The organism is Eubacterium sp. MSJ-13 (assembly GCF_018918235.1).
GTDB lineage: Bacteria > Bacillota > Clostridia > Lachnospirales > Lachnospiraceae > Butyribacter.
On the sequence record NZ_JAHLQE010000156.1, the window covers coordinates 1 to 13,564 of the forward strand.

The window sequence follows — 13,564 nt, forward strand, 5'->3', positions numbered from 1 at the left end:
ACCCCCACTTATTGCTCTACGCAATAGAAGTGGGGGACTTCCTTGATAGTGTTAAACTATTGCAAATATAATCAACAATGCAATGAACAAGCTCATTGTATTATATTTATATTTTTATGTCTGAACTGTTACTCTCCAAAAAAGTTTTCTAACATTTTCATGCCGTCAGGTGTCATTATTGATTCCGGATGGAACTGGACACCATATATCTCATAATCCCTGTGCTTTACCGCCATTACCTCGCCATCATCGGTAACTGCTGTCACAATAAGCTCATCGGGTATCGTATCTTTCTTTGCGATAAGCGAATGGTATCTTGCAACCTTTGCCCTCTCACCTATTCCCTTAAAAATCTTACAGTTTTCATCGAGTTTAACCTCTGACTGTTTGCCATGCATAAGTTTCGGTGCGTATGTAACTTCTGCCCCGAATGTCTCACATATTGCCTGATGACCGAGACAAACGCCAAGAATCGGTATCTTTCCTTTAAAATACTGTATAACCTCCTCGCACACTCCCGCATCAGAAGGTTTTCCGGGGCCTGGTGAAATAAGTATATGACTCGGTGCAAGTTTTTCAATCTCACTGACCGTCAGCTCATCATTTCTTATCACCTTAATATCTGGATTTATCGTTCCCACAAACTGAAACAGATTGTAAGAAAAACTGTCATAATTATCTATAAGTAATATCATATAAACCTCCTTTTTATATTGTAGTGTCAAATGCTTTCCTGCCCCATCGAAACTGCATTCATAACTGCTTTTGCCTTGTTGATACATTCGTTGTACTCGCTTTCAGGTACACTGTCTGCAACAATTCCGGCACCTGAACGGACAAAAACTTTTCCGTTTTTCTTAAATGCAGTTCTTATAGCGATACAGGTATCAAGGTTTCCCGTAAAGTCAATATATCCTATCGCACCGCCGTAAATTCCACGCTTGTTATTTTCAAGTTCATTTATTATCTCCATTGCACGAATCTTTGGTGCTCCTGAAAGTGTTCCTGCCGGAAGTACTGCATCTACGGCATCAAGGCTTGTTTTATCATCCCTTATCTCACCTTTAACCGTTGAACCAATATGCATTACATGGGAATATCTCAAAATATCCATATAGTTTTCTACTTCCACCGTACCAAACTTACTTATCTTTCCTATATCGTTTCTTCCGAGGTCAACAAGCATATTGTGTTCGGCTCTCTCTTTCTCGTCGGTAAGAAGGCTTCTTTCAAGTTCGTCATCTTCCTCTTTATTCTTTCCTCTAGGCTTTGTACCTGCAAGTGGAAATGTATGAAGCACTCCGTCCTCAAGTTTTACAAGAGTTTCCGGTGAAGCACCAGCGACCTCTATATCATCACTGCTGAAATAAAACATATAAGGTGAAGGATTTATCGTTCTTAACACTCTGTAAGCATTAAGCAGACTTCCCTCATAATCAGCCTCAAGCCTGTTTGAAAGCACAACTTGGAAAATATCTCCTTCATATATATAATGCTTTGCTTTTTCAACCATCTCACAATACTCTTTTTCGGTAAAGAGAGGTCGAAACTCTGATGTAATCTTTCCCGGATTGACCTCAACCATTTCTCCCGTTCTTATAAGCTGTATTATCTTATTTATCTCATCAACACATCTGTCGTAATCTTCTCTTAAATTTTCAGTTCTTGCATTTGCAATAATGATTATCTTCTGGCTGAAATTGTCAAATGCGATAACCTTATCAAAAAGCATCAGGTCAACATCCTTGAAGCCCTCTTCGTCATTTGCATCAAGATTTAACTTAGGCTCACTGTATTTTATGTAGTCATATGAGAAGTAACCTACCAGACCGCCTGTAAATGTAGGAAGTTCCTTTATCTTAGGACTTGTGTATTCCTTTAAGATTTCTTTTATCTTCTCACCCGGATGCTTAACTTCACTTACCTCGGTCTTTCCATTCTTAACCGTCATCACTCCGTTAGTGCATGTAATCTCTAACTTTGGATCATATCCGAGGAATGTATATCTTCCCCATTTTTCCTGATTTTCCACGCTCTCTAACATATAGCAGTGTGAGCTTACGCCTTTCAGGATACGAAGCACCTGCATCGGTGTTCTTATGTCTGACATAATTTCCATGCTTATCGGTACGACCTTGTACCCTTTTGATAATTCTTTTGCTTCTTCAAATGTGATCATGCTTTGCCTCCTTAACAGCTTTCTGAATGAATGTCCAGCTCGAAAAAAATTTTTCTTGCTGTTCGTTTCACTCACATAATTTTCAAAGAAACAATAATTGTATGCAAGCATACATTATTTTTCCTTTGAAAATTACATTCATTCAAGGTAATCAAAAAAGTCCCTGAATATTATCATTATGATAATATTCAAGGACGGTTATACAATAATAATATACCGCGGTGCCACCTTGCTTTATGGTCTGCCCACACTCTTAGCGAAATACCAACATATTCCCGGCAACTAACGTATGCCTACACGTCATAGAATACTCGGAATGAAATTCCTTTGACTATGCCCTCAGTGGTCCATTTAATAAACAGCTTTCTGCGGGTTCTCAGCTCCCCCCTGCTCTCTGTAAGCGCCTCTTTTATTTTTATCTCCACTTCAACGGTTTTGATTTATTTAACTATTAACTGTTTAAAAGTATATACCCTTGTAAAATGATTTGTCAAGGATTTTTTCTGCCTGCCATCTATTAACACTTCCCTGTCACAGTTTATAAAAAGCATAAACTGTAACAGACTTTGGCAATGCTTCGCATCCTAAATTGCCAAAGTCCTCACACGTAACTTTCCTCATACGATATTTTCGTTCCGAAAATATCTACCTGCCGTCTATTAACACTTCCTTACCTTTGAATGCAAAACCATAGTGGTGGATGTTTTCTTTTTTCACTCCACGATTTATCAGCTCTGTATCATAGTTCTTTTCCTCGATCTGCTTCAAAGCAGCTTCGACAGTTTCTTCAAGTGACTTTTCTTTTCTTTGATTTATCACCTTAAACTCTATAACTATTCCGGGATATTTCTGACCATGTTTGTCTTTTGGTTCAAGCAATATATCATAGCGTCCATACCCACTTTCACGATTCGATGTTATGATATAGTTTTCTGACTGGTCTACCATAAGCCCTAAGACAAACCCATGGAAGAAATTTTCCGGTGCTTTTTTTGAAGATGTTTTTTTTCCTGAATCAAATGAACTGAAAGTTTTTAAAGCCACATCATTCATGTAATCATTCATACTTTCTATATCTCCGCCTATAAGAGCTTTTATAAACTCATTCGTTTCCATCTTTGCAGGATTAAACCATCTAAACACCATATTTTCAAACATAAGTTTTATTTCGAAATTTGTAAGTGCAAGTTTATACATAACTGATTTTTTACGGTCACCTGTAAGTTTATCTGATGATATAACTTTAAGATAACCGCTCGCAAGCATAAGGCTCCATACAGCATCCTCTGAATAATCAAGTTCTGAAAATACTATCTGTTCATCTATCGGCACTTCTATTGTTTCTCCTCTAAGAAGCGTCTCCATCATCATTTTTATATATGAACTGCCCGTTTTGACTAAGCTGTTTATCAGTCCATTTGAACTTGAATCCGCCCAGTAGGTTGCAAATTCTCCTGTTTTTAAATAATTTATTATCGACCATGGATTATAAATATCCTTACTCTCACCAAATATAAATCCGTCATACCACCGTTTTACTTTTTCTTTTTGATCTGAAAGTCCCTGTTCATCGAGTGCCAAAAAAACTTCTCTTTCCGTAAAACCAAACGATGTTTCATATTGTTTCGATGTTGTTGTCACAACCACAAGATTATTTAAATCAGAAAAAATGCTCTCCTTAGACACCCTCGTAATTCCCGTCATTATTGCACGCTCTAAATATGGATTCGTCTTAAATGTCCAGTTAAACAGGCTTCTTGTAAAACTAACAAGTTCCTCCCAATAACCGTTTACATAGGCTTCCTGCATCGGCGTATCATATTCATCCAGCAAAATAATAACTTTTTTTCCATAATATCTGTTTAAAAATAATGAAAGATTATTCAAAGCCCTGTATACAGTTTCATTTGAAATTTCCTTATCTACATTTATATTATTTGCATATTCATCAAAACCTTTAAATATTTCTTTCTCAGCTTCTGATAATACATCACTTTCAAGAAGATAACTATAACTTCTGTAAGCATTATTTATAACTGCCACTATATCATTTTTTGTATCTTTGAAATTATTTGATTTGATTCCTGCGAAACTAAGAAATATTACTGGATATGTTCCCTGAATCTCTTGGTACTTCTCATCTTCCCATATCTGAAGCCCCTCAAATAAATCCCCCCTGTCTGCATATTTATTCGAGAAAAAACAGTTCAACATACTCATATTCAAAGTTTTTCCAAAGCGGCGTGGGCGTGTTATAAGTGTAACCTCATCCTTATTTTCCCACCACTCTTTTATAAAACCAGTTTTATCTATATAAAAACAATCTTCCATTATCACTTTTTCAAAATCTTGTTTTCCTATACTTACTGTTCTTGCCATATCCATCATCCCCATTTGCATTATTATTTGTTATAAATCCCTATCTATGTGTACATTTATATCTGGTACAACGAATAATTAATAAATCACATTCATGCTCAATGTATCAAAGATTTAATTTTCGTTGTACTAGCTACATTCTAACATCGAAGCATATTTGTGTAAAGAAAGATAAGCCATCTTGAAATAATCAAAATAGCTTATCTCTACTGTTCCATCTACATTATCTGCTTTCCATTAAAATACCCTGTCATATATACCGCCATAAACACCGTTGACAATATCACTGCAAGCTTGTAAAGTCTTTCATGTTTCTCAAAAAATTCACCTGCTATGATAAATATCGGAAGTGCACACAGCATATATCTTCCGCCGCTTATAAGGAATGTCACGCCATAACATACTATAGTGTATACCCAGAGATATGCTGTATATTTAAGCGGATGCGTTCTCAGTGCATAAAACAGTACGGCTATAACAAGTACAACTATAAGAACCTCTGGAAGCCATACGCTTATCTTCATACTATTTGTTGTGCCTGCGTCGTTAAAGTACTTCCAGACATCACCAAATCCCTTGTTGAATGTAGTTACTTCATGGTACCAGTGTTCAACCTGATACTTTTTGAATATAAACGGATTTCCTTCCACTTTATAATTCAGATAAAAATATATCAGATTTCCTACAGGTATCAGCAGTAAATATATACCTTTTGTAAACACTTCTTTAAAAAACTGACCTATCCTTTTCTCTTTCCACATAAGTATCGGAGAGTATGTCTCCAGAAATTCGACTCCCGCAACTCCGAGAAGAAGTATTCCCTGCACCCTGCAAAGCGAGCAGAATAAACCTGTCAGCCCTGCTGCAAACCAGTTGTGTTTCTTTATGAAATAAAATCCTATTGATAATGTCATAAAAAACAGACTTTCCGTCATCATCCCGCCAAAGAAAAATGCGAAAGGCCATACACTCACAAGTACAAGTGCTTTTTCGGCAATTCTCTTTCCGTATTCCTGCGATACTGCAAGATAGAAAAATACTGCGCCCACACAATATGAAAGTGTTGACAGCGTAAGAAATGCTATCTGCCAGTCTCTTATCACAAAATGGACTATCTTTAGAAGCCATGGACACAATGGGAAAAATACAAGAAACAAATGCTGTCCGTTTTCTATGCAGCCAGCATAGCCATTCTCTGCAATGTCAATGTAATGCTGTGAGTCCCATCTGTTCCAGCTTGCAAGAAAGTCACTGAATGAATATTTTGCATCATCTGAAAACATCATTGCTATTGCAGCTCCAGCAAGATACAGAGCTATCCTGAATACGAGTGCATATACAAATACTTTTATTATTTCTTTTCGTGTTGCTTCTTCACCTGCCGGTTCAAAAGTATTTGCTAATATATTGTTTTTTCCTGCAAGTTTTGTAACAAATGTTATAAGCCACAAAACCGCAAAAAGCATCATCAATGCCGTGCATATAAAAACCATTTTATCCTCTCTTTCATAAAAATGTATTATACCTGTTTTGCAAAATAGTATAATCTACCTTTTTAATATAACAACGCCATCATTATCAAATACCTTACTGTATGATTGGGTAAGATTTTCATAATCAGGTATACTATATCCATATTCATTAGGACCTATCACAATATATTTCACATTGTACTTATCTAAAAGTTTTTCTCTCTCAGCCGGATTTTCATACATTGTCTTTACATCAGCTTCATTTTGTCCATAATCAACACCATGAAAATACAGAAATGTCCCCGCACCGCATACGATATTTCTTCCCGTCAGCGAGGCTATAGCATTATTGTGATTTGTGGCGGTAAGTATCATATCTTTAGGAGATGTATTTTTTTCTACATATTCTGCGGCTTCAAAATATCCCTTACTATAAAGTTCATATTCTGATACATACTCTCTTCCAAATGTAAGCAAAGCTCCAAATATTCCAACGAAACCTACAACTGTTGCTGTTGCAACCGTAGCTGCCTTTATATTTATCTTTGCAAGCATATCAAAAAGGAAATCTGAAACTGCAATACAAAAGTAGAGATAACTTACAAGCATAAGTTTATTATTATCATATGTGTTTGGCTGGAACACTATCAACTCTGACATAAGCCATAAAAATGTTGCCGGCATCACGATACGCAGTTGTTTCCTGTTTCCAAATACATACACAAGTAACATTCCTATAAACATAACACCAAAGTTTTTAATTGAAAACCAAAAATACGGCTCAGTATCATTTGCCCAGTTAAAACTTCCTCTTGTGAACTGTTCACCTGTTGCCTGACTAAATGTAAACTTGAACAATATAGGAAGTGCAAGCACAAGTACAAGTATAAGGAAACTGCCCCAGCATATGATTAGTTTTTTTAACTCATCCGTCATTTTTCCATTCTGTCTAATGCTTTTTACTACCATATATATAATGGCAGCCACCAGCACTCCGATAACAATGACACCCATTACCAAAAGTGCATTTGACGATACCACATCTCCCTTAATCTTCCTTCTGCTTATATATTCAAAAATCCCTAGCACACCTGCAAGTATAGCAACACGTCCCCATACAGGAAACTGTTTTTTATTTCCATTTGTCAGGTCAAGAAGCACAAATCCCGCACAGAGTACTCCAAGTGCCAGAAATGAATGTGTATGAATAAGTGGAAGTCCTCCTGCGATAATACCTGCCACATAAAAATACTGTCTTTTTTCCTCTTTTATGGCTTTTGTTATGAGATATAACACCGGAAAAAGCATCGCCCAACCAAATAATGTTGCTCTCTGTGGTATCAGCATATCAACTATTACATTATGCCACATAATATTTTTCGTGGTATAATTTGTCGGTGTCTGATAAAATTCCGTAAATATCCTTTTAAAATTTTCACTTGCGAAGCCTTTATTTATAAAATATAAAAATCCAAGACCACCATTCAGAAAGAATAACAAATATGAAAGAAATGTCTTTTTTCTGTCAATCAATATATAATCGATAAGTGCATATGCACCCGCCATTACCTGCATAAGTGCAAATAACATTGGAAGAATATATGACCATTTAAGTGATGCACCAAATATATATACACTTGACGAAATCGAGTCTGACAAAAACGGATATGCTAACTTTGTCCCCGGAAGTATCGAGTAATCAGGTGGAAAAGTATGCTGATTTGCAATGCTCGTTATAAAGCCAAGATGCATGTTCATATCACCGTAAGTACACTGTCCTGCATAGACCGCACCATCTCTGAAAGTGAGAACATGATGGCACCACACCTTTACAGTATAACAATAAAGTATAACAGCAGCTATAAAAACAGGCTTTTCTTTTATCGTTTTTACAACGCAATGCACTAAATCTTTGTCTTTTTTACTGCTCCGTGCTCCCGACAAAGCATCATTTCTCTGATAGGCCGCATCTTTACTAAGATATTTTTTATCAAGATACACTACTGCCACAAAAATCAATCCAAGCAGCATAAGTGCACTGATATGAGCTGTGAGTGTAAAATCCATAAAAAATGCCATAAGCGTAGGCAGCCAGTGAATCAAAAAGCTGCCCATAACACTACCAAACAATAATTTAAACCATCTGTTCTCCCTTTTAAATATCATGTACGCAAGCATTACACCAACCACCTGATATACCATGAAATATAAAGTTCCAACTATATTTCCAAAAACTGAGCCAAACATCTATCACCTCTCCTTATTTTGTCGTAGTAGAAACAGACTCTATCGCAACGCTTCCGCCTCTTACTACCTCTATCCTGTTTATAAAAGTCTTATTAAACAGTTTTATTATATCATTTACCTTTCCCTCTGTCTCCACATATCTGACAATAACAGATTTCTTCCCATAGTCAGCTATCTCAAGATGGTCAAATGCATTAACTATCCTGAATATCTCTGTTTTGTCCTTTTCAGTACAGCTATGTATCTTTATATATAAAAGTTCTGTCTTCTGTATGGGAATATCAGAAAAATCCATTACCTTTATCACGACCACATTTCTGTTGAGCTGTTTTTTCACCTGCTCAAATGTCACATCATCCATAGTCATCTCTATTGTCATTCTTGAAACTGTAGGGTCTTCTGTCTCACCCACAGTAAGTGTATCAAGATTGTAAGACTTACCCGCAAAAAGTCCCGAAATCTTTGCAAGAACTCCTATCTGGTTTTCAACATAAAGTGAAATACAACGTTTTTTCATTTCCATATCACTATCATCCTTCCTATTTCTCTATTTTTCCTTATCAGTTCATATACAAACCATATTTTGTAAAATTATCATTAAATGCTATTGGATTGTGCAAATATAACGAAATAATGTTAGCCGGCATTCTTGTCGCCGTCAGTACTTAGTCAGTGTCTTTTACTGACTTATGTACTGCTACGAGCGACAACATAGCGAAAGCGTGCCGGCGGTATTATTTGTTATATTTGTGCAATCATCACAACCTACACTTAATTTTGCAAATACCGATACACACTAACAATCCATTATCATATCCGCAAGTGTCTTACCCGTAGGTACCATAGGTGAAACATTTGCTTCTCTCTCTATCACACACTCAATAAGCGTAGGTCCTTTTTTAAATTCAAGTGCATAATCAAAAGCTTTCTTTATCTCTTCCTCTTTTGTTATCCTGATTCCTCTTGCCTCGTAACTCTCAGCAAGCTTTACAAAGTCAGGTATATATTTCGGACAGCATTTATCTTTGTTCATGCAGTCACGATTACAGCTTTTTCTGTATGTAAGGCATGTGCTTGAGTATCTCCTGTTAAAGAAAAGCTGCTGCCACTGTCTTACATTTCCAAGATATCCGTTATTAAATACTACAATGATAACAGGAAGCTCATATACCATAGCTGTCGCAAATTCCTGAATGTTCATCTGCATACCACCGTCACCTGATATCGCGATAACCGGACGCTCAGGATTTCCAAGTTTTGCCCCTATAGCTGCCGGGAAACCATATCCCATAGTTCCAAGCCCTCCTGATGTAAGAAGCTGTCTATGTGTTTCTATATCAAGGAACTGTGTTGTCCAAAGCTGGTTCTGTCCTACATCTGTACACACGATAGGTCTTTCAAAATTGTCATTTATGTATCTGATAACTTTTTCCGGTGTAAGCCCCTCATATTTATTCATATTTATAGGATATTTTTCTTTCCACTCAAGCGTCTGTTCAACCCACTTTTCGATTTTAAGCGGTGAACCGTACTCGATAAGTTTTTCTATAGCAAGCTTTGCATCGGCAACTATAGGAATATCTACAACGATATTTTTTGATATAGACGCAGAGTCTATATCTATATGCACAATCTTTGCACCTTTTGCAAACTCGCTTATCTTTCCTGTTATCCTGTCATTAAATCTCGTACCGATAGAAATAAGAAGGTCACACTCACTTACCGCATGATTTGCCGCATAACTTCCATGTATTCCTATATTTCCAAGATACAGTCTGTGCTTTGATGAAATAGCACCTTTTCCCATGATAGTCGTTATTGCCGGAATACCGGTCATCTCAACAAGCTCTTTCATCTTCTCATTTGCGCCTGAGAGATTTACACCACCGCCAAGCAGAAACAATGGTTTCCTTGCCTTTTTCATCATGCTTACAGCCTTTTTTATCTGTCCTACATGCACGCCCTCACTGGGTTTATATCCTCTTATATTCACTTCCTCAGGATACTCTTCACTTCCCATTGCGACCTGTATATCTTTCGGGATATCGACAACTACAGGGCCTGGTCTGCCTGTTCTCGCAATATAAAATGCCTCTTTGATTATTCTTCCAAGATCCTCTCTCTTTCTTACAGTTACACTATATTTACATATACTGTTTGTTATTCCTACTATATCTACCTCCTGAAATGCATCATTTCCCATAAGGTTAAGCGGAACCTGACCTGTAAAGCATACAAGTGGAACACTGTCATAATTTGCCGTTGCAATACCTGTAACAAGATTTGTCGCTCCCGGTCCGCTTGTTACAAGGCAGACACCTGTCTTTCCCGTTGACCTCGCATATCCATCTGCCGCATGTATAAGTGCCTGCTCATGCCTTGGCAGTATAACCTCAATATCATCCTGATCATACAATGCGTCAAAAAGATCTATCGCCTGACCTCCCGGATATCCAAAAAGAGTATCTACACCTTCCTCCTTCAATGCTTTTACAAACAATTCAGTTCCTTTTATCATAGTTAAACACCAAACCTTTCATAATAAAATAAAAAAGCCCTAAACCGACATATGTCAATTTAGGGCGAATATTTTCGTGGTACCACCTAATTTCAGATAAAATCTGCACTCAACCGATACTCAGATAAAAATCCTTTATATCGTTTTCCATATAACGTTGGAAAAATCCGTTGAAGCCTACTTGCAAAAAACAGTAACCAAAAGTCTTTTCTGTTTTTAATAAAAGTCTGCTTTCAGTCCAAAGCTCAAAGGCTACTTCCATATATCAGACACAAGAACTCTCACCATCCGTTCCCTCTCTACAGAGTCTTAAATATATGTACTCCTCCTTGTCACAGCTATTTTCTTTATATTCTAATAATTTGTTTTGGCAAAAAAGTAATTTGCCCCCAACTGATGCCATGGATTGCTGCACTGCTATCTGCTTCTGACCCTTGCACCATGCAGCTATCATAAGCCGCTTAATTGAAAAAAATATTATCACAATCTTTTTTAGTTGTCAAGGTCATCATCAGGCTCGACAACTATTTTAACAGGCATTCCTTTCTGATGGTGATATTTCTTTTTAATCTTTGGAACAGTAGTCTGCATTTGTGAATCTGAGTTTATATCTGAGAGTTCCCCATCTACCTCTTTCTGCCCATCTTCTGAACCGTCACTCTCAAGTGCCTTTATGGCCTCTCTTTCAAAACTGCTTCCATATTCCTCTTTATTCTGTTGTTTGTTCTTTTTTCTAGTCTTAAACTCCTTTACGACTTCTTCCGGCTCATCATCTTTCTTTTCTTCTTCCTTCTGTCCTTTTTCATCATTCGTTTCTTTTACTGTTTCGACTGAGCCTTTCTTCTTTTTGCCTTTGTTTTTCTTTTTCCTCTCCTCTTTTGTTTTGTCTTTATGTCCTGTTAAAAATACTGTATCTGTTTCTGCACTTTCTGGATTTTCCTCTATTGTAGCTGCAACTTCTTCCTCAACATCATCCTTCTTGTCCTCTTCCACTTGATTTTCCATATCAACATCTGAGTCATCTTTTTCTGTGTCTTTTTTACTTTCTTCCTTTTTACCTTCTTCGCTCCCAGAACTTTCATCATCCCAACTATCAGCAGTTTCATCAATATCTTCCCCGTGGGGTACTTCCTCATCCGATGTCTCATTTTCATATGATATGCCATCTTCGGCAGAATTGTCTATTTCGTCTGCGACATTCTCATCTTGCTCTGCCTCATCCTCTTCTGCCTCATCAAAAGGTCCCTTCTTTATTGCAACAACAGCAGCGATGATTTTTACAGGAATACCAATAATAAGTACCGCCTCAATAAGCAGCGTCACATAATAACACTCTGGAAGAAATTTCTTTATCATAAACCATGAGCCAAGTGAATCATCAAGCACACTTTCTATAATAACCGGAACAATATTATACACAACTATAGGAAGACCTATATGAACAGCCACATCAACGATTGTTCTGACAATTCCAATTCCATTTTTCCTTGTAGTTCTATACCACCAGCTCATTAACATCATTGGAATGAGCGAAGCTAAAAATACGAGCACATATACTATATCAAACTCAATATGAGGCATCATTACAGCTTTTGAATCAATTGTTCTTGCCTTTTCCCCTATTGCAAGACAAACAACATTTGACATAAGTTCTTCAATAACATCATTTCCTGAAATCACATCTGATGTGTCAAAGAGCATCGTAATACCTAAATCCTGCCCCGGCACAAGAAATGCTGATGATATATATCCGTCAATTGCACCAGAAACATAATATACATCCTGCTCTCCTACTTTCGTCTTTATCCAGCCAAGACTTGAAGTTCCCTTTGTGTCAAAAATAGTATTACCACAGTCAGCCCCATCCGAATACATCTTTTCTATCTGGTCATATGAAAGAATTTTTCCACCGGCTGCAAGAAACATGGTTAAAACATTTCCCATATCTTTTGCATCAGAAATAATACCTGTAGCGGGTACAGCATCCCAATCTTTAGACTCTGCACTTTCAGCTTTTCTTGCTATTGGAAGGCCAAAGAGGTTATCATGTCCACCAACAACATCTTTTCCTGACATTTCATCAATCGTGTATGTTGACTGAAGATTCAACGGTTTTACTATATTCTTCTCTATATAATCGGCATAAGTCATACCTGAAACTTCTTCCACTATCTTTCCTAAGATAGCATAATTTATCCTTGCATCATGATACTCCCCTTTTTTGCCAAGCGGTGCCGGAATACTATCAGAATCCATTTTCTGTGTTGTTGTATATCCGCTTGTCTGCTTTAAAAGGTCTTCAACTGTTATATCAGATGTATTTTCTAAACCCTGAACAACATCTGCAATATTAGTATCAAGTGCAATTTTTTTTGAATCAGCCAACTGCAAAATCGAAATTGAAGTAAATATTCTGCTCAATAAACCAATCTTAAGATCTGAGTCTGTCTGCGGTACATCACCATAAGATGCACTATATACTTCTTTACCGGAAGTTACAATGGATACCTCTCCTCCCGGAATCTTAGCATTTGAAAGCTGGCCGATAATATACTTTTCAATATCATTTTCATGATAACTCACTGCAAATGCACTACTGACAAATGATAATGATAATATTAGCGCCAGTACAACTGATAAAAACCTTTTTTTCATAGTATTCCTAGTCCTCCATACTGTTTTTTCTGTCTGTATTTTATCTTTTTTAATCTGTAGTCAAGCGGATATTCGCAATCCGCTTTGCTACTTGCTCATAACACTATTAGCTGC

Annotated in this window: 8 protein-coding genes and 1 other annotated feature; all 8 genes read right to left on the minus strand. The window is 36.9% G+C overall.

Annotation, left to right across the window (positions count from 1 at the left end; all coding sequences use genetic code 11):
• Positions 1-128: 128 nt before the first annotated feature.
• The 8 genes from KQI69_RS09585 to KQI69_RS09620 all read right to left on the minus strand — a co-directional run bounded on the left by KQI69_RS09585 (position 129) and on the right by KQI69_RS09620 (position 13,450).
• Positions 129-695, minus strand: a complete 567-nt coding sequence (locus KQI69_RS09585; protein ID WP_216565157.1) for an aminodeoxychorismate/anthranilate synthase component II — start codon at positions 693-695, stop codon at positions 129-131.
• 26 nt (positions 696-721) lie between these two features.
• Positions 722-2,179: an anthranilate synthase component I gene (gene trpE, locus KQI69_RS09590; protein WP_216565158.1), complete on the minus strand. Its 1,458-nt coding sequence runs from the start codon at positions 2,177-2,179 to the stop codon at positions 722-724.
• Between the two features lie 645 nt (positions 2,180-2,824).
• The gene (locus KQI69_RS09595; RefSeq protein WP_216565159.1) at positions 2,825-4,558 is read right to left on the minus strand and encodes an AAA family ATPase; all 1,734 of its coding nucleotides are present in this window, start codon (positions 4,556-4,558) and stop codon (positions 2,825-2,827) included.
• Between the two features lie 218 nt (positions 4,559-4,776).
• A complete protein-coding gene (locus KQI69_RS09600) occupies positions 4,777-6,051 on the minus strand; it encodes a hypothetical protein (protein WP_216565160.1) in 1,275 nt (424 codons plus the stop codon).
• Positions 6,052-6,105: 54 nt separating this feature from the next.
• Positions 6,106-8,277: a hypothetical protein gene (locus KQI69_RS09605; protein WP_216565161.1), complete on the minus strand. Its 2,172-nt coding sequence runs from the start codon at positions 8,275-8,277 to the stop codon at positions 6,106-6,108.
• A 13-nt stretch (positions 8,278-8,290) separates the two neighbouring features.
• Entirely contained in the window at positions 8,291-8,794 is a 504-nt protein-coding gene (gene ilvN / locus KQI69_RS09610; protein ID WP_216565164.1) for an acetolactate synthase small subunit, read from the minus strand.
• A 279-nt stretch (positions 8,795-9,073) separates the two neighbouring features.
• Entirely contained in the window at positions 9,074-10,795 is a 1,722-nt protein-coding gene (ilvB, locus tag KQI69_RS09615; RefSeq protein WP_216565162.1) for a biosynthetic-type acetolactate synthase large subunit, read from the minus strand.
• Positions 10,796-10,852: 57 nt separating this feature from the next.
• Positions 10,853-11,140 (minus strand) — a binding site (T-box leader).
• A 147-nt stretch (positions 11,141-11,287) separates the two neighbouring features.
• On the minus strand, positions 11,288-13,450 hold the full coding sequence (locus KQI69_RS09620; protein WP_216565163.1) for a serine hydrolase: 2,163 nt from the start codon (positions 13,448-13,450) through the stop codon (positions 11,288-11,290).
• Positions 13,451-13,564 lie beyond the last annotated feature (114 nt).